Source organism: Fodinibius sp. GM108 (assembly GCF_058386985.1).
The window spans coordinates 559,642-578,460 of sequence record NZ_JBYEIR010000001.1; the positions used below are offsets into that span (position 1 = coordinate 559,642).

16 protein-coding genes and 1 tRNA gene are annotated in these 18,819 nt (G+C 43.3%); 6 read left to right on the forward strand and 11 right to left on the reverse strand.

Annotated features, from left to right (window positions below; translation table 11 throughout):
• Positions 1-63: 63 nt before the first annotated feature.
• The 3 genes from ACT3ID_RS02470 to ACT3ID_RS02480 form a co-directional block, all read right to left on the reverse strand.
• A complete protein-coding gene (locus ACT3ID_RS02470) occupies positions 64-807 on the reverse strand; it encodes a helical backbone metal receptor (RefSeq protein WP_491540392.1) in 744 nt (247 codons plus the stop codon).
• 142 nt (positions 808-949) lie between these two features.
• Complete coding sequence (locus ACT3ID_RS02475; protein ID WP_491540393.1) at positions 950-1,816, reverse strand: fructosamine kinase family protein; 867 nt, start codon at positions 1,814-1,816, stop codon at positions 950-952.
• 3 nt (positions 1,817-1,819) lie between these two features.
• Positions 1,820-2,332, reverse strand: a complete 513-nt coding sequence (locus ACT3ID_RS02480; protein WP_491540394.1) for a low molecular weight protein-tyrosine-phosphatase — start codon at positions 2,330-2,332, stop codon at positions 1,820-1,822.
• Between the two features lie 294 nt (positions 2,333-2,626).
• Here ACT3ID_RS02480 and ileS point away from each other — a divergent pair, with 294 nt between their 5' ends.
• Genes ileS through ACT3ID_RS02495 form a run of 3 tightly spaced genes read left to right on the forward strand, consistent with a single transcriptional unit; the run spans position 2,627 to position 6,885 of the window.
• A complete protein-coding gene (gene ileS / locus ACT3ID_RS02485) occupies positions 2,627-5,797 on the forward strand; it encodes an isoleucine--tRNA ligase (protein ID WP_491540395.1) in 3,171 nt (1,056 codons plus the stop codon).
• Positions 5,798-5,816: 19 nt separating this feature from the next.
• On the forward strand, positions 5,817-6,227 hold the full coding sequence (locus tag ACT3ID_RS02490; RefSeq protein WP_491540396.1) for a TraR/DksA family transcriptional regulator: 411 nt from the start codon (positions 5,817-5,819) through the stop codon (positions 6,225-6,227).
• A 28-nt stretch (positions 6,228-6,255) separates the two neighbouring features.
• Positions 6,256-6,885, forward strand: a complete 630-nt coding sequence (locus ACT3ID_RS02495; RefSeq protein ID WP_491540397.1) for a signal peptidase II — start codon at positions 6,256-6,258, stop codon at positions 6,883-6,885.
• 318 nt (positions 6,886-7,203) lie between these two features.
• Here the strand turns inward: ACT3ID_RS02495 and ACT3ID_RS02500 are convergent, their stop codons facing one another.
• The 4 genes from ACT3ID_RS02500 to ACT3ID_RS02515 all read right to left on the reverse strand — a co-directional run bounded on the left by ACT3ID_RS02500 (position 7,204) and on the right by ACT3ID_RS02515 (position 12,430).
• Positions 7,204-8,466 (reverse strand): bifunctional 3,4-dihydroxy-2-butanone-4-phosphate synthase/GTP cyclohydrolase II, encoded by a 1,263-nt coding sequence (locus ACT3ID_RS02500; protein WP_491540398.1) that lies wholly within the window; start codon positions 8,464-8,466, stop codon positions 7,204-7,206.
• A 19-nt stretch (positions 8,467-8,485) separates the two neighbouring features.
• Complete coding sequence (yajC, locus tag ACT3ID_RS02505) at positions 8,486-8,788, reverse strand: preprotein translocase subunit YajC (RefSeq protein ID WP_491540399.1); 303 nt, start codon at positions 8,786-8,788, stop codon at positions 8,486-8,488.
• Positions 8,789-8,905: 117 nt separating this feature from the next.
• On the reverse strand, positions 8,906-11,029 hold the full coding sequence (locus ACT3ID_RS02510) for a 3-hydroxyacyl-CoA dehydrogenase NAD-binding domain-containing protein (RefSeq protein ID WP_491540400.1): 2,124 nt from the start codon (positions 11,027-11,029) through the stop codon (positions 8,906-8,908).
• Between the two features lie 99 nt (positions 11,030-11,128).
• Positions 11,129-12,430, reverse strand: a complete 1,302-nt coding sequence (locus ACT3ID_RS02515; RefSeq protein WP_491540401.1) for a thiolase family protein — start codon at positions 12,428-12,430, stop codon at positions 11,129-11,131.
• Between the two features lie 248 nt (positions 12,431-12,678).
• On the opposite strand from ACT3ID_RS02515, the gene ACT3ID_RS02520 reads away from it, so the two are divergent.
• Positions 12,679-12,752, forward strand: a tRNA-Val gene (locus ACT3ID_RS02520).
• Between the two features lie 79 nt (positions 12,753-12,831).
• On the opposite strand, the gene ACT3ID_RS02525 is transcribed toward ACT3ID_RS02520, so the two are convergent.
• The 4 genes from ACT3ID_RS02525 to ACT3ID_RS02540 form a co-directional block, all read right to left on the reverse strand.
• Entirely contained in the window at positions 12,832-15,195 is a 2,364-nt protein-coding gene (locus ACT3ID_RS02525; RefSeq protein WP_491540402.1) for a response regulator, read from the reverse strand.
• Between the two features lie 272 nt (positions 15,196-15,467).
• A complete protein-coding gene (locus tag ACT3ID_RS02530; RefSeq protein ID WP_491540403.1) occupies positions 15,468-15,638 on the reverse strand; it encodes a hypothetical protein in 171 nt (56 codons plus the stop codon).
• A 260-nt stretch (positions 15,639-15,898) separates the two neighbouring features.
• Positions 15,899-16,480: a DUF6940 family protein gene (locus ACT3ID_RS02535; protein ID WP_491540404.1), complete on the reverse strand. Its 582-nt coding sequence runs from the start codon at positions 16,478-16,480 to the stop codon at positions 15,899-15,901.
• Positions 16,481-16,490: 10 nt separating this feature from the next.
• Positions 16,491-16,910: a hypothetical protein gene (locus ACT3ID_RS02540; protein WP_491540405.1), complete on the reverse strand. Its 420-nt coding sequence runs from the start codon at positions 16,908-16,910 to the stop codon at positions 16,491-16,493.
• Between the two features lie 213 nt (positions 16,911-17,123).
• Between ACT3ID_RS02540 and ACT3ID_RS02545 the strand changes: the two genes are divergently transcribed.
• Both ACT3ID_RS02545 and egtD read left to right on the forward strand, forming a co-directional pair.
• Positions 17,124-17,321 carry a hypothetical protein gene (locus ACT3ID_RS02545; protein WP_491540406.1) on the forward strand — a complete coding sequence of 66 codons (198 nt, stop codon included), beginning with the start codon at positions 17,124-17,126 and terminating at the stop codon, positions 17,319-17,321.
• A gap of 432 nt (positions 17,322-17,753) precedes the next feature.
• Positions 17,754-18,698, forward strand: coding sequence for an L-histidine N(alpha)-methyltransferase (egtD, locus tag ACT3ID_RS02550; protein WP_491540407.1), 945 nt, complete (start codon positions 17,754-17,756; stop codon positions 18,696-18,698).
• The last annotated feature ends 121 nt before the right edge of the window (positions 18,699-18,819 follow it).

An 18,819-nucleotide genomic window follows, 5' to 3' on the forward strand; every position in this document is an offset into this window, starting at 1 on the left:
TTGTTCTCGGCATTATAGTGCAGCCGGTAGCTGGTTCCGTGAATCACATTTAAAGTTAACCATTTAAGCAATGGTTTTCCTCCACGCATTTAGGCGCCCAAAAGAATGTTTCATATGAGATCCGTACCAGCTAAACCATTCTCCCTCTACCAACAAGACTCGCGCGGCCGGACAAGCTTCCTCAACTTGTGCCATATGTTTTTCTTTGAAGGGATAGGGTTCGCTGCTCAGAAGAATAAGATCGGGATTATACTGTCTCAGATCTTCCAGTTTGAATGTTGGATATCGTTTCTTGTCAGCAAATACGTTTGGTAAGTTCCAGTGTGCAAGCACATCATGGATATAGGTATCATGTCCGACGGTCATCCAGGGATCTTTCCAGATCATATAGGCGGTGCGCAGCTCGTTTTCGTCTGGGCGTTCATCCAGGCGCTGCTGGATGTCGGAAATCAACTGTTTTGCCTCTTTGGTTTTATTCAATACCTGACCCAGCTCGTGAATAGTGATTAAAGCATCCTCAATAGTGGCAATATCAGTTACATTGATTTCAAAATCCTTCATCAAATCTTTGATATGCTCCGGACGGTTTTCTTCTTTGTTGGCAATAATATAGTCGGGATTTTTTTGCCGGATTTTATCCAGCCGTGGATTCTTTGTGCCGCCAATAATAGGTATTTCTTCCACTTTTTCTTTGGGATGAACACAGAAGCGCGTCCGTCCAACCAGATGGTCCTCGAGTCCCAAATCGATAACTAATTCGGTGAGACTGGGGACCAGGCTTATAATACGTTCAGGAGTGTTATCCATAAAAGAGATATAGCAAGTTTATTTCTCAAAGTAACACCAAGGATACGCAAAGATTCACAGAGAATCTCGTTTGTATCTTTGTGAATCTGTGTTTTCTTAGTGCGGCTTAGTGGTAAAATTAGTTTTGTATAGCGGCCTTACATCAAAATTGTCGTACGATTCCCTCGACTTGCCGGGCATAGCTGCCGCCGAATAGATTGGTGTGCACCAGCAGCGGATAAAGATTATACAGATCCTTTCGTTGGGAAAATCCATTCTTCAGTGGATAAGTCTCCTCGTACGCACTGTAGAAATTGCCCGGAAATCCGCCAAAGAGATGAGTAAATGCCAGCTCGATTTCGCGATGTCCATAATACACCGCCGGATCATAGATAGTAGCAACGCCAGACTCATCAAAAAAATAGTTACCGCCCCAAAGGTCGCCATGTAATAAACTTGGAGGCTCATCCGGGAAAATATCCAGCAGTTGCTTGTACATCGATTCAAAATGAGCAACCGTACTCGATTCCAGCTTGCCGGCATCCGTAGCCATTTTTAGCTGGGGTTCCATCCGTTCCTCTACAAAAAAATCAATCCAGTCATTATGCCAACTGTTAGACTGTGGTAAGCGACCGATATAGTTGTCGTGATCCAGTCCATACCGCTCTTCATGATGCTGATGAAGCGCAGCCAGTGCCTGCCCAAATTCCTCGGCAGAATTCGGGTTCGAGCGCCCCTCCGAAACGAATTCCTGCAGGAGAAATCCAGTGCCATTGTGCGTTTCGCCTGTTATCAATACCTTTGGCACACGCAGATCAGTATCAGCCGATTTAAGTAGTTCCAATCCCTTTTCTTCAACAGTAAACATATTTGGATCAGCCGTGGTATTCCATTTCAGGAAGCAGGATCGGCCGTCATCAAGCGTAACTTTGGCAGCTCTGTTAATGCTACCGCCTGATACACTTTGGGACGAGGTGATATCTTGTCCCAGCGATTGACTAATTTCCTGTTGAACAGAGTCGGGAATCATAAATCAGCGTTCAATATGTTTTTCAAGTTCATCCAGTAGCTGCTGACAGCTTCGTTTCACAATTTGGAACACATTTTCAAAGCCTTCGGAACCGCCATAATAGGGATCAGGCACTTCCCCATTACCCGGATTGGGATCAAAATCGCGCATACGGCCGATCATCTGCTCCTGATTTCCGTTGGTCATCTGGCGGACATTATTCAGGTTTTTGTTATCCATGGCCAGCACCAGGTCAAAACGTCCAAGATCTGTCGGCTCAAATTGACGGGCCTTGGAATGAAGCGTAATCCCGTGTTTTTGGGCTGTTCTCTGGCTGTGTTTGTTGGCGGATTCTCCCACATGATAAGCCGATGTTCCTGCCGAATCTACTTCAAAATAATCCTCTAATCCGCGTTCTTTTACCAAATGTTGAAAAACACCTTCCGCTGTCGGACTTCGGCAGATATTTCCCAGACAGACAAAACAGATTTTATAGGGATTATTTTGAGTGATCGGTTCAGTTACAGGTATTTCCATAGATAGCTAAGTGAAAATTAGCGGTTGCTCTTTTTAGTTAGGTAAGGATAAAATAAAGAGGTCTAACAATAAAGTAGTGATATAACTTGCAACTTGCTTTGGCATTGCTTTTTATAGGGCGCTAATGATGAAAATTCATTTATATAATGTGAATTGGTGAGTTAAGACTTGTATCTTAGGGGCTCAAATAATTTGACGATCTAAATAAAAAGAAAGTTTGGCTACTGTTAGATCGGGAAAAATTCTATATTTGTAGCTTTACCAAAAAGCCAATCGGAAGGTATAACACCCTTTATGAGTAAACAGTTTGACGAAGTTAAAAAACTAAATTTTTCAAAACTTGAAGTTGAAACGCTCAAGTGGTGGAAAGAGAATGATATTTTTGAGAAAAGTCTTTCTACCCGCGAAGAAGGTATTCCCTTTACATTTTACGAGGGACCTCCCACAGCAAACGGCAAGCCCGGCATTCATCATGTAATGTCGCGCACCGTTAAGGATATGTTTTGCCGTTATAAAACACTGAAGGGGTATCGTGTTGAGCGTAAAGCTGGTTGGGACACACACGGCCTGCCTGTAGAGATTGAAGTCGAAAAGGAGCTGGATCTTGAAGGACGTGAACAGGTTGAGCAATATGGCATTGCGGAATACAACGAGCATTGCCGCAACAGCGTGCTTAAATACAAAGATCTGTGGGATAAGCTCACAAATCGCATGGCTTACTGGGTGGATTTAGATGATCCCTATATTACCTTTGACAATGATTACATTGAATCGGTTTGGTGGGCGTTTAAGACACTTTATGAAAAGGATCTGGTCTATCAAGGATATAAAATTCAATGGTATTCTCCTGGTTCCGGTACGGTGCTGTCTTCGCATGAGGTAGCACAGGGCTACGAGGAGGTGCAGGATCCCTCCATCTTTGTGAAGTTTAAAGTAGCGATGGCCGATGACGTGTACTTTTTGGCGTGGACCACAACACCGTGGACGATCATCTCAAATATGGCCTTGGCTGTGAATCCTGAATTGGATTACGCGAAGATCAAGCTTTCCGAAGGCGATCGCACCGAGTTTTATATTATGGCCAAAGAGTGCATCGACGAAGTGATCGATCATGATTACGAAATAGTCGAAGAGTTTAAGGGTGAAGAGCTGATAGGATGGACCTATGATCCTGTATTCGATTATGCGCTTGAAGAATATGACAAGGAAGAAGCTTGGAGAGTCGTTTCTGCCGATTTTGTTACAACCGAAGAGGGTACTGGTGTGGTCCATACGGCGCCGGCTTTTGGGGCTGATGACTACAAAATGGGACAAGAACATAATATTCCCATGTTTAATCCTATTGATGAGGATGGCAAGTTCACAGAAAAAGTGCCCGATTTTGAAGGAGAGTGGTTCAAGGATGCGGATAAAGGAATCGCTCGTGCTATCAAGGATAAGCACCTGATGTATAAGCACGAAACATACGTGCACAACTATCCGCACGACTGGCGGAAAGGCACGCCGCTCATGCAGTATCCGGTTGAATCGTGGTTTATTCGTACAACTGATGTGAAAGACAAGATGGTTGATTTCAACAAGAAGATTAACTGGAAACCGCCAAGTACGGGTTCCGGCCGATTCGGAACCTGGCTGGAAAATAATGTCGATTGGGCGATTTCGCGACAGCGTTACTGGGGCACGCCGATACCACTGTGGATCAGCGATAAAAATCCTGAACATATCGAAGTTGTCGGCAGTCTCGAAGAGCTGAAGAAGAAAGCCGGTCTCTCCGATGATGAAGAAATTGATCTTCACCGTCCGCATATCGATGAAATTACCTGGGAAGGTCCCGACGGCGGTACAATGCGCCGTATTCCCGATCTGATGGATGTGTGGTTCGACTCCGGCTCAATGCCGTTTGCACAGTGGCACTATCCATTCGAGAATAAAGATAAGTTTAAGAAAAACTTTCCCGCCGATTTTATTGCCGAAGGTGTAGATCAAACGCGCGGCTGGTTTTATACGTTACATGCGCTTGGAACGATGCTCTTTGATCAGCCTGCTTATAAAAATGTAGTGTCGAATGGGCTGGTGCTTGATAAGGACGGCAATAAAATGAGTAAGTCAAAAGGTAACACCGTTGAGCCGTTTGAAGTGATTCAGGAATATGGCGCCGATACGGTACGGTGGTACATGATGAGCAATTCTTCACCTTGGGAGAATCTGCGGTTTAGCAAAGAGGGATTGCGCGAAACACAGCGAAAATTTTTCAATACCATTGTTAATTCTTACTCTTTCTTTGCTATGTATGCCAACATCGACGGCTTTGTCTATTCGGGATCACAGATACCTGTTAGCGACCGTACAGAGATGGATCGATGGATTATTTCCAGGCTCAATACGACGGTAAAACTGGTTGATGAATATTTGGATGATTATGAGCCTACCAAAGCAGCGCGTGCTATTGAAAATTTTGTGGATCAGCTAAGTAACTGGTATGTAAGGAGAAACAGGCGTCGTTTTTGGAAAGAGGGCAAAAGTTTAGATAAACAAGCCGCTTATCAAACACTGTATGAATGTTTGGTAGATTTGGCTAAATTAATAAGCCCAATCGCGCCATTTTTGGGAGAGTGGTTGTATCAGCGATTAAATCAAGTCACCGAAGCAGATGAAGAGTCGGTGCATATATCATTTTATCCCACAGTAGAGGAGACGGCCATTGATAAATCGCTTGAACACCGAATGCAGCTGGCGCGCCAGATATCATCAATGGTATTGAGTCTGCGAAATAAGCTTGAAATAAATGTTCGGCAGCCGCTGGCTCGTATTATATTACCAATTGATAAAGAAGAAGATCGACAGGCGGTAGAATCAGTAAAAGATATTATATTAGATGAAGTCAATGTTAAAGAAATACAGTTTGTAGACGACGATTCGGGTATCGTTGAAAAAACAGCTAAGCCTAACTATCCGCTGTTGGGTAAGAAGTTAGGATCCAAAATGAAGCCTGTGGCGGCTAAAGTTTCTGAGCTGTCAACTGAAGAAATAACGAAATACGAGGAGACAGGATCTATTGAGCTGGATCTGGGTGAAGACGGTATCGTTCAGCTGGGCAGCGAAGGCCTCGAGATTAGCCGAACCGGACTTGAAGGATGGTCGGTTGAGACAGAAGCTGGCTTAAGTGTTGCCCTAGATACCGAATTGACGCCAGAGCTGGTAAAAGAAGGGCTGGCACGTGAGTTTGTAAATCGTATTCAAAATATGCGTAAAGAGGCTGATTTCGATGTTGTTGATCGCATAACTATTGGTTTTGAAGGATCTGACAAGCTCGAAGAAGCTGTCGAATCAATGGAAGACTATATCAAGAGTGAGACGTTGGCTGAAGATATTGAACCTAAAGAATTAGAAGTATCAGATTTTGTAAAGAACTGGGAAATTGGTGACGATGAATCCACTATTTCCATCAGAAGAAACCCTAATTAAGTAAGAAAGTGAGTGCATTATGGCATCTGCAAACAATGACAAAACGAACAACGAAGAACGTGTTTCCCCCTATTCTGATGAAGAACTCGAATATTTCCGGGAAATAATATTAAAGAAACGCGAGGAGGCTGAGAAGGAGCTCGAGTCACTGCAAAGTACTTTGCGTGATAGCATGGAAAACGCTAGTGATGAATCTGCGTATTCATTTCATATGGCCGATGCCGGAACTGATGCACAGGAAAGAGAGAAAACCTACATGCTCTTTAATCGGACGAAAAAATTTATTCGCTATTTGAATGACGCCTTGAAACGTATCGATAATAAGACGTATGGCGTATGCAAGGTGACGGGAAAGAAAATTGCTAAAGGGCGTCTTGAAGCGGTACCGCATACACAGCTGAGTATTGAAGCAAAATTAAAGCGCCGATAATAATTTTATCCTGTAATACCGTTTTCCTTTGAATCGTAGCAAGTTAACATTCTTTGTCGCCCCGGTGTTTGTGGTTGTTCTGTTGGATCAATTGACAAAGCACTGGATTCGTCTTTCGCCTGAATGGCACAACTCGGAAATCATTCCCGGTTGGCTATCATTTCACTATACCCAAAATCCGGGTATGGCCCTGGGAATGCGCTGGGCTTCTACCGAGGTGATCAGTGCTATTGCCATTTTAGCTACCATCGGTATTTTATCTTATGTATTATATAACAGAGATAATGCTACCACCCCCTATCTTTTTTGTATGGGATTGGTGCTCGGTGGGGCGGTTGGAAATATTATCGACCGGCTGTTTATGGGATATATCGAGTCCTACGGCGGACTGCTCCAGGGACACGTTGTTGATTTTATCCATTTCAATTTAACTATTAACGGCTATCCTGTTTTCCCGTATATCTTTAATGTGGCAGATGCGGCTATAAGCACTGCTATCATTGCGATGCTTGTATTTCACCAGAAAGTAATGCCCCAAACGAATTCTCGTGATGAGCAAGAAATGGAAAATATGAGATCTGCTCAGTCTGTTTCTCCCAATCCAAGTTCTTCGGTGGATACGGTGGACAATTCTTCTGAGGATTTAGAAAAGGAATGATGAGTAATGAGTGACAAGTAACGAGTAAAACTTCTTCATCCTCATTCTCGTTACTTCTCTAATAGCGCGAATGTCAGGTCTTAAAATATCAAGAAGAGAATTTTATACTCTGTGTAGCTCTGCGCCATCTCCGTGCTTCTCTGTGGAATAGCCAAAGCTATTTAACAGATCTGTGGTCTCTAGAAATTACAGGTTAATCAATCAGTAATTCTATTTTGATAGTAGTACTCAGGAAGGACTTATTAAGGTTAAGGATAGTATAATGGCTTTTGCTGTTTACTAAATATAAAATGTGAATACGCATCGCGTATTCAAAATTCACTCATCCGTAACAATACTGTCAATAAACTCCGGACTGTGGGGGTCAAGATCCTCGAGTTTTAGGTGATGACCCATTTTATCGCGCTTTGTCTTCAGATAACGGGCATTTTCCGGGTAGGCGCCAACCTCAATAGGCACACGCTCAACCATCTCAAGCCCAAAGCTTTTTAGTCCAACCCGTTTAACAGGATTATTGGTCATCAGCCGCATCTTGGAAACATCAAGCAAGCGCAAGATCTGAGCTCCCACGCCGTAATCGCGTGCATCAGGTTCAAAGCCGAGCGCTTCGTTGGCCTCTACCGTATCCATACCTTCTTCCTGCAGCTTGTAAGCTTTTAGCTTGTTGACAAGTCCGATGCCCCGGCCTTCCTGGTTCATATAGAGCACCACACCCTGACCTTCTTTTTCGACCTGCAGCAGTGCCTGGTGGAGCTGTTCGCCGCAGTCGCAGCGTTTGGATCCAAAAATATCACCAGTCATACATGAGGAGTGTACGCGCACCAGCACAGGCTCATCTTCCTGCCATTCACCTTTGCAGAGCGCAAGATGATGGTCACCGGTAAGTCGTTCCTGAAAGGCATGAAGTGTGAAATCGCCATAAATAGTCGGCAGTTCTACATCCACAATTTTACGCACCAGCGACTCATTTTGCATCCGGTACGAAATAAGATCCTTAATGCTGATGAGTTTCATATTGAATTCATCAGCAATTTCAACCAGATCGGGCAGCCGTGCCATGGCTCCGTTGTCTTTCATAATCTCGCAGATAATACCAGCAGGTTCAAGATCAGCAAGCTGAGCCAAGTCAATAGCGGCTTCCGTATGTCCGGCGCGGCGCAAAACACCGCCTTCGGTACCAATAAGCGGAAAGATATGTCCCGGTCGACGAAAATCGCCGGGCTTGGCATCTTTCTTAATCATCTCTTTAATGGTATTAGCCCGGTCGGCCGCTGAGATACCGGTGGTCGTCAATTCCTTGTGATCTATCGAAACGGTAAAAGCAGCTTCGTCGGGGTCGGCCCCGTCATTTACCATATAGTCCAGGTTCAGGGAATAGGCCTTTTGTCGCGTGATAGGCACACAAATGAGCCCACGGCCGTATTTGGCCATGAGGTTAACAGCTTCGGGCGATACTTTTTCTGCCGCCATGACAAAATCGCCTTCGTTCTCACGATCTTCATCATCGGCAACAATTACAATGCGCCCCTGCTTAATATCTTCGATAGCTTCTTCTATACTATCGAATTCGATGTCGGACATAGTAGAAATAAAGTCTTAATTAATCTTGATTGGGATTTACATCCGTAATAGAACTTTTCTTGAATCGTCCTTTTACGCCGCTGTCAATCTCAGCCAACACGGTGTCCTCATCAACAGTGGTTACACGGGCAATCATTCCACCCGATGTCACAATTTTGTCTCCTTTTTCAAGATTATCAACCATCTTTTGGATCTCTTTCTGTCGCTGACTTTGCGGACGAATAATAAAGAAGTAAAAAATTAGCAGAATTGCTCCGAAAAAGATCAGGTTCGTCCATCCACTGCCTTCGGCATCACCCATTAATAATGCTGTATGAAACATGAAAAAGTTAAGTTTTATTACATATTGGTATGATCAAAAATAGCACCATAAGATAGCATTTTTGGCGGCGCGCTCCAATTCTCTGAATCAACAAAATATTTAATGATCTACGAGATCTTAATCCTTATGGAACTTGTTGTCTGACATAGCATAATCCTTCAGGATATCGGCCGGTGTGAAACGCGGTCCGTGTTTTTTCTCAAAGTCTTCTAACTGTTGCACGATCGTTCCGGCGCCACGGCGATCGATATAGCGAAACGGTCCCCCGAGAAAGGGAGGAAATCCTAATCCCAGTACCGCTCCGAGATCGCCGTCCGTGGGATTGCGCAGAATATCTTCCTGCAGGCACCAGGCAGCCTCGTTCACCATCATAAGCATCATACGTTGTTGGACAATCTCCGATTCCATAGACTTGCGGCCGGGTCCGCCAAAATATTGATAAATCTCCCTGTTGGGATCTTTCTTTTTGGTCTTACCGTTTTCTTGCTGGTAGAAATAAAACCCCTTTTTATTCTTCTTGCCTTTGTAGCCGTTTTCCAAAAGCTCCTTCGGCTTGGTATTGGGATTAACACCGCGCTTGGCAAAAAGGTCGTTCAGTACCTCGGTAATATGGGCGGCCACATCAATGCCTACTTCATCAAAAAGGGCCGTTGGTCCGACCGGAAATCCGAACTGTTTCATATGCTTGTCCAATTCCTCGATAGCAATTCCCTCTTCGAGCAGCATCAAAGCTTCATTCATATACGGTGCCAGTATTCGAGTGGTATAGAAGCCGGGACCATCGTTAACAACAATAACGTGTTTACCCTGTTTGATGCCTACTTGCCGGGCCGTGGCCGTGACCCAATCGGCGGTTTGATCGGTGGTGATAATTTCAAGAAGCGGCATTTTGGGCACCGGCGAAAAATAGTGCATGCCTACAACCTGATCGGGACGCCGTGAAGCTTCGGCAATTTTTCCGATGGGCAGGGAAGAGGTGTTTGAAGCAAAAATGCAGTTGTCGTGAGTGACCTCCTCTACCTCCTTCAAGATGGACTGTTTTAGATCCAGATCTTCAAAAACCGCTTCAATAACGAGTCCGGCATTTTCAAAGCCATCGTAGGTCTCTGTGGCAGTAACAAGGCTGGAGATGCGGTCGCGCTCGAATGATGAGATAATCTTTTTCTTGCGTTTTTTTTCGAGATCCTCCCAGATCGATTTCTTTCCTTTAACCGCCTGATCTGCGGATTGATCTTTAAGCAACACGCGGTAATCATTATTGGCACTGACATCCGCAATACCCGACCCCATAAGCCCCGCACCGAGTATTCCAATTTTTTTAACCTCCACAGCTTTATCATCATCGGGATTTTTCTTGGCGGACTGCATGGCAAAAAACATATTCACCAGTGCTTTTGATTCGGGAGTAGCCGCCAGTTTACCAAAATTGACAGATTCTAACTCCAGACCGGCTTTCATGCCGTTTTCATACCCTTCTTCCACACAATCGATAATTCTTTCGGGGGCGGGATAATTGCCCTTGCTTTCAGACTTTGCCCGTTTGCGAGCCTGGGAATATATAATTTTCCTTAGCGGACTCATTCCCTCCATCAGCTGATGGGCAAGGCTCCGTTTATCTTCACGCTCAAATTTACCAGCATTTATTTGTTTGATGGCTGTTTTGGCTGCGGTAAGCACAGCATCTCGATGCGTTAGCTCATCCACTAATCCCAACTTATGAGCTTTTCGTGGATAGATATTTTTGCCGGTAAGCATATACGAAAGGGCATTTTGTATGCCGATAAGCCGTGGAAGCCGCTGCGTGCCACCGCCGCCGGGCAACAGCCCCAGCTTCACTTCCGGTTGGCCCATGACCGTGGCGGAATGTTCGGATGCTACCCGATAGTTACAGGCCATGGCCACTTCTAGTCCACCGCCGAGGCATGAGCCGTGAATAGCAGCGACGACAGGTTTTGGGAAATGTTTGAGTTTTAAAAGCAGCGTATTTCCTCGTCGGCTTAGATCTTCAATTTCATCGGGAGCCTGCTTGTTTTTAAGCATTTCTACATCGGCTCCGGCAATAAAATTATTTTCTTTACCGCTCCGCAAGATGATCCCTTCAACAGCTTTTGGGTCAGTGTTCGCCAACAGATCTCCAAATTCTGAAATGAGCTGTTCGTTGAGCTTATTAACTTTCTCATCAGGTTGATCAATGGTAACAATCAGAATTCCATCCTGCTCTTCTGTTGATAAATAATTCATAGGAGTAATTTTCAAATTACAAGTATCAAATAACAAAATTCCAATAACTTAATGACGGAATAACCAAATTTATAATTGGAATTTTGAATTTTGGGATTATCATTTTGTAAACCGTTCCAAAATGATAGCATGACCCTGTCCGCCTGCGGCACAGGCTGCAACCAGAGCAAACCGGCCGTCTTCGTGATGCAGGCGACTGGCAGCCGTAGTTACAATCCGCGTTCCGGTGGCTCCAAACGGATGACCCAGCGACAGCGACCCTCCCCAGCAGTTGAGTTTATCCATGGGGATCTCACCCACTTTTTTGTCCCGATTGAGTTTTTTCTTGGCAAAAGTGTCTGAGCTGAGTGCTTCGAGCACGCTCAGGACTTGTCCCGCAAACGCCTCGTGAAATTCGAAAACATCAATATCCGAAAGCTGAAGATCCATCATTTCTAACACTTTAGGGGTGGCGTAGGCCGGACCGAGCAACAGTTCCTCCTCCGGACTTTGCGATACATAAGTATAGGCACGCAGGTAAGCTTTCGGAGTTATGCCGCGTTCCAGAGCCGCTTCTTTTTCCATGATGAGCGAAGCCGATGCTCCGTCCGTAAATGCTGATGAGCTGCCCGCTGTAATAGTACCATGCGGCTTGATAAAAGCGGGTTTTAACTTCCCTAGCTTCTCCATCGAAGTATCTTCGCGAAAAGTGTTGTCGTGCTTAATGGCCTCGAAGTCAGGTGGTACTGCCGCCGGTAACAGTTCTTGATCGAGTAATCCTTCTTTGGTTGCTTTGGCGGCCAGTTGATGCGAACGCAGGGCATATTCATCCTGCGCCTGACGGCTGATGTTAAAACTGGCAGCCATTCGGTCGGCGCTTTCGCCCATCGTTTCACCTGTTGAAAATTCAGATATAGAGGGGATCTCCGGAAGCAGATGTGAAGGACGCAGACCTTTAAAAAATCCCAAAAAGTCACTGATTGACTTATATTTGCGAGCTTCAAGTAGTTTCTGGCGGAATTCCTTTTGAAAACGAATAGGAATATCGGACATAGTTTCCGCTCCACCCGCCAGGATAATTTTCGCTTGTCCTGCCCGTATTAAATTGATGCCACTGGTTATGGCTTGGTTTGAAGAAATACAGGCTTGTGTAACAGTATGAGCTGGAACGGAATTAGGAATGCCGGCGCCGAGAGCGGATTCCCGGGCCAGGTTACTGGTATTTACATCCTGCATTACCGTACCCATTATGACGCGGTCGATCTCGTCCCCGGTAATCTTTGAGCGTCCGATAAGCCCTTCTATAGCCATTCGACCCAGATCATAGGCCATAAGATCGTTATATCCTGTGCCCGAACGTTGGAACGGAATTCGCGCCCCGTCAGCGATTACTGCTTCAAAATTTGAGGGATAGTCAGCCATAACATCTGCCAGTAATGGAAAATAATTTAAATGCTAAGATGCTTGAATCAATCTCGTAAATCAAGCTAAAACTTAACAGCGTTAACCTGTAAATAGTTTAGTACTTCAAAAAGGCACCTAAAATGTTTTGTGTGGACACAGATTATCCGTATATTTGTGCTCTCCAAAAAGGGCGTTTAATGCACCTTCTCCCGAAAGCCTTCGGGATTCGGAAAGCAAGCTTTTGCCTGTTTATTTTTATGTGATTTGGGCGCTTAACTCAGCGGTTTAGAGTGCTTCCCTTACAAGGAAGAAGTCGCAGGTTCGAATCCTGCAGCGCCCACTCTTTTCAAGTTGATCATGGTTTCCTGCTCCTTTCTGTTTCTTGATAGGTTAGCTGTAAATATAGTTAGTGTAGCGATTCAAGCAGAGGCCTCCGCGCGAATAGTCATTATTAAGGATTCAAAAGCCTCAGTCTTTGTCAGATAGGCAGAGGCGCCGGCGCTTCGCAGATCTTGTATTACCTCTTGACTGTCATAAAGTGATACCCCGATAATTCGTATATCCGGCATACCAGAAGAAATTCTACGTGTAGCCTCAATGCCATCCATCTTTGGCATGTTGACATCCATGAGTATAACATCAGGTGAAGTCTCCCGGCTTAACCTTATAGCCTCCTTCCCGTCACCTGCCTCACCTACGACAATAATATCATCCTGTTCCTCGATGATTTTCCGGAGGCCATTACGGAACATCTGGTGGTCATCCACAAGTAAAACTTTGATTTTTTTATCCCGTTCGATTTGTGTTGGTTCGGTTATTTCGGGTTCCCCAACTTGAGCGATTTGTTCCACTGCTTCGTCTTTACTCTCACTCGAGAGAGGAACTCGAAGTGTGACAGTGGTGCCTTCTTTCTTATTTGATTCAATATCTACACTTCCACCGAGCAAGTCTATTCTTTCCTGTATATTAAAAAGTCCGAAACCTCCCTCCTTACTTGGAGTAAATTCTTGATCGTCTACATTAAATCCTTCTCCTTCATCTTTTACTGTTATATGCAGATGATCTCCACTTCTCTTTAAGCGTACAGTAGCCTCTTTTTCAGAGGTGTGTTTTACAATATTAAACAGTAATTCTCTAATGCTTGGAATTACTGTTACTCTTACTTCATCATCGAGTGGCTTTGGTTGTTCGTCGTCTTCAATAATTATATTGAGACCATGTTTTTCTACCTTTTCAGCCACCCAGTTTATACTTGCTAATAAATCATCATGAATGGAGGGCGGTGGTTTAAGATCCGATGTTAATTCGCGTGTATAATTAATAGCTTCGGTCATTAATCTTTTTAAATCATCTACATCGTTTTTTGTGTGTAAGTCGGATTGATCTTTCTCAAGTGATTCTGCTTTCATTTTACTTAAGGCCAGTATTTGACCAAGATTATCATGAAGCTCAGTAGCTAATTTTTGTCGTTGGTTTATCTCAGCCCTGCTCAATTGAAATACCAATGATCGCAATTGGTCTTGGTATGACAATAAAGCCTTTGTCCGCTCCTCTACCCGTTGTTCAAGGTTTTCATTTATAGCCTTTAGTGCTTCCTGAGCACGTTTTCGCTCAGTTAGGTCGACACCCTGCATAAATACTCCTGAAATTGATCCGTCCGGTTCATATATCGGTTGATAGACAAAGTCAATATATCGCTCCTCGGCATCACCCGGTCCCCGTTGGATCATAACCTTCATATCGGTTCCTACAAATGATTCGCCTGTTTCGTATACTTTGTTGAGCAAATCAATAAATCCTTGTTCCACGGACTCCGGAATTGCTTCCCGCACGGGTTTACCGACAACTTCTCGATCTCCCACTAATTGTTTAAAGAGCTTATTCGCCCGCTCAATGACATGATCTGGTCCCCGCATAACACCCATGAAGGATGGAGCATGCTCAAATATATCCAACATTTGCTTTTGCTCTGTTTTTACCTGCTTCAGTAGTTGCTCCCGATCCTTCTCGGCTTCTTTGCGCTCAGTTATATTTTTAAAGATAATGGCAATTTTTTGCTCTTCCGGATTGCCAATTCGGAAAGCAGATATGTCAAACCAGCGGTCTAAATCATCAACATAACTTTCAAAATTAACAGGTTCGCCTGTTAATGCTACTTTGCCATATTTTCTTAGTCGTTCTTCTTCAATTTTTTCAAATATTTCATTAGCGCTCTTCTTTACTATATCTTCCAATCCACTTTGTTTTTCAAACGCTGAGTTTATCTCAAGGTAATAGTAATCTTTTGGGTTATTACTGTCGTCAAATTCTAATTTAATGACACAATATCCCTCACCTATTCCCTCGATTAATGTCCTGTATTTTTCTTCACCTTCACTCCGGGTCTCTTGATCGGTAAATTCTACCAGCATGTTGATTCCACCGATAACTTCTCCGTATTCATTGGGTAACGGAGCCGGATAAGCCCGAATCCAAATACGTTCACCGTCTGGTCTTTCAGCGATAGCTTTTATTCCGTCCAAACTGCGCCGTTCCCTCAGAGATTCAGCCAATGGGCTTTTTGGGGCTGGAATGGGGGATCCATCAGTATAATAGAGCTTAGAGTTTATGCACCACCGGTCCTTATTTAATTCTGGCTCACGTCCAGCCAACCGAGCTGCTGCAGGGTTAAAATATTTGAGCCATCCCTCTGTATCGGTAATATAAACAGCCATGGGCAGGCTATCGAGAATTTGTTTCCCCTGTCTCTCTTCTAAAAAATGCTGAATCAGGTCATCAGACATATGGAAGTTTAACTAACTTATTTTTTCTCCTTAAAATGGATCGCATCATCTCTCTTGATGGGATAACAAATCAATAATCTTTTTAAACAAAAGAACGTTTCCTTCTAGTCTGTTGACCTTGTGTGGTTTCTTTAATAAAGTCAAAGTGATGTTTGGAGGGAAGAAAGAAGCAAATAAATCAATAAGAGTAGGCCAGCCATTGATTTTATAATGACCAATGGCGTAATCGGCTTCCCCATTCAAACGTATATTTCAATATCTGCTGTTGATGGTTACCCTTGGCAGTTAAAATGCCATTCCCGGGCTTTTTTTATAGCCTCGGTAATTGCTTCCTTTTTAGAGTAACTTTCTTTGCTCTCGAGATCGCTGGCAATTTCTAAAGCTTTTTTGCGTACCTGTGATGTTAAATCTTTTAGATCCAGATCAAAGTTATTCTTTTCCATAGCTCTACCTCTTTTGATTGTACGATGAATGAGAAATGGCAGGCCTTTCAGCGGAGCTTCTATGTTATAGTAGCAGTGCTGTGTCATTTTTTTACCGGTTATGGCATTTATTACTACATGCCGCTAATTAAATTATAATTTTCATAAGAAGCTTTATTTATTATCGGTTACAATGGAGGGAAATTAAATAACAGGAGACTTGAGTAAACTTTGGTACTTTATCATAGGGGTAAACAAAGGAATAGAGGGTGTGTTTTTACTCAATTTGACGTATAAGCTCTGTGCCGGTAATATTTTGGATGCGAATCCAGCCTGACATGCAGCCAGGCAACACCCCCGCCCGCTGTATTGAGCCATAACGGTTGCTCTGAAATTCTCTCTTCTGTAACCTTGCCGACTGTTTGCCAAAGCGAATGCTGCTGGTTTTCTGGGGCTTGCTCCGTAAATACACCGATATGCGAGTAATTTAAATCACCAACGGGTGCAGGAGCAATCAGTTTGGCATCGTTGCCGAGATTGTTAAATACGGCTATATCTCTATCTGTTTTGGGAATAAAGTATTGACGAAAAGGTCCGGGATCCGGCGGGAGATCAATTCCGGGATTATTGGTGACAACAAATTCAAAAGGTTGATCTAAGCTGGTTGTAGTTACTGGTGGAGTCTCCCATTGGTAGGCGTGGAAGTGAATATCAGATAAAAGATTCATAAAAAAGAATCGGAAGGAATTGTGCTGCTGTAACGAGGTGATAAAATCAATGTACTGAAGCTGTTCCCCTTCTTGTAAAAGGATATATTTAACAGAATGATCCTCGTGCAATATTCTTTTTTGAAATTGATACATCAAAATGTAGTTATTGATCAATTATTTGCTCCGGACTGGCAACAGTGATTTGGGGTGTGCCCTCATGGAGTTCAACTCTTCCGATGATGCAGATATCCCGATCTTCATACAGCTGTTCGGGAGATCTCCTCCATTTTTCCCTGTCGCTTCCGAAGATGACGCCTGTAAAATGCTGGTTTGGATGAGGTTGTCCAAAATTTAAAAAAGTAGGTTCCCCGTTAACCTGGGGCAGGTAATCAACCGTAGCTACTTTGCCACAAACTTCAGCGGCAGTGCCAATATAGTCATTGGCTTCGGCGGCGCTGATCCGCACTTCCGGTTCAGGAGGTGAAGAGTTCGGCTGATAAATTCTTGAGAGCACTAACCCGACAATCATCAGAAGAATAAGAATCGGGAAAATATATTTAAGCCGGTTTCGAATATTTTTCATAGCACTAAATCTGATAATAGAACTTATATAACCTAAAAAGAAAAGGTCTGATTTGGACAAACTGCTGAGAGGCGATGATATCTAAATGAAATTCAGGCCGATCTCTTTTGCAATCTATTTTCTAAACTACTTTATTAGAAGTGGAGAGGAAATTTTTTAACGTATTTCTGCGTTATATTAAAAAAGAATTACAAAACGGAAGAACGAAACGTTATGCCTGAGAAAGTTGAGAAATTTGAAGAAATGATCGAAGATCCAACGGCCCATCAGCTAAAGGCTTATTATGATGCGAAAGAAAAAGCTTGCCTGGACGCAATGAAAAATTCAAAATCCAAAAATCCCCATAATAAAGGATCCAACTTAGCCGATTTTTGGGATTATGTATATAACCAATTCTATGAAATCCAGTAATAAGGTATAAGAAATATCAGTGAGAATATTGCGACCTGCAAGAGACTTCTTGCAGGTTTTTTTATTTTTTAAAAAAGTGAAATTCAAAATGACAGCTATCCCTGAGATTGCAAAAGTCGCTCTTCATAACTATAGCAATAATTATAACTCTGTTAGACTTCAGGAATTTCTCACCTTTTTTTTAAAAGGCTTTGCAAAACCCTGTGTCATTGCGAATGGAGTGTTCCGAAAACTTTCGGAAAGTCCCGGCAGCGGTCGTGTGGAGATCGCCACACTCCGAAAACTGCGGGGCTCGCGATGACAATTTCACAGGATTTGGTTTTGCAAAGCCTCCTTATATTTTAAGTTGCAGGAGTAAATGAGGATTATAGTTATGACTAGTCGTCCGAAACATTCATGCAAACGGGATAGCTTGTAATACCTCTAAAATCTATGAGTAATCAAGACGCAACAGGTGTTGGATATATGCTGGAGGAAATAAAAGAGGGTCTCGGTAAATCCCCTAAAAGATTACCAAGTAAACTATTTTATGACGAGGAAGGATCCAGATTATTTGAGCAGATTACCAAGCTTGAAGAGTATTATCTAACCCGGGCCGAAAAAGAGATACTAGAGATAAATATAGAGGAAATAGCAGATGTGGTTGGCTCAAATGTTATGCTCGTTGAGCTCGGAAGTGGAAGCAGCAAAAAAACGCGGCTGCTGCTCGGCCATCTGGAGAATCTTACAGCGTATGTGCCTGTGGATATTTCGGAAGAATATCTGATAAAAGTTATTAGTCGACTGCGGATGGATTATCCGCGGATCTCCATTATTCCCATATTTGCAGATTATACCAATCATTTCAGACTGCCAAATCTCGGTGGTGATTATGAAAAACAAGTAATCTTTTTCCCCGGGTCAACGGTTGGAAATTTACGTCCCGAAGAGGCCCGCTCTTTTTTTGAAAATATGGCCTCTTTGACAGATGACAATTCCGGAATGTTAATTGGCGTTGATTTGAAGAAAGACAAGCAGGTGCTGGAGGCGGCCTATAACGATTCCGAAGGTATAACTGCTGAATTCAATAAGAATATGCTGGCCCGTCTCAATCGGGATTTTAGAGCAGATTTTGATCTAAACAATTTTTCACATCGTGCATTTTACAATGAAGATGAAGGGCGCATTGAAATGCACTTGGTATCAGAGACTGAACAAACAGTAACCATAGATGGTGAACAGTTTCATTTTGAAGAGGGAGAATCGATCCATACCGAAAATTCATATAAATATACCATCGATGAGTTTGAAGAACTGGTCAGCAACTGGTATACGGTCGAAAAGGTATGGACCGATGAGAAGGATTATTTTTCTCTGCAATATTTGTCGAAGAAGTAACTGTTTTGCTAACCCCATGACAAGGTGCTATATGATACAATTTTTCAGAACTTCGCAAGATCAATCCGCAGGATGGTCGGGAAAACATATCTTTTTTGCCGTGCTGGTGATTCTGATCATA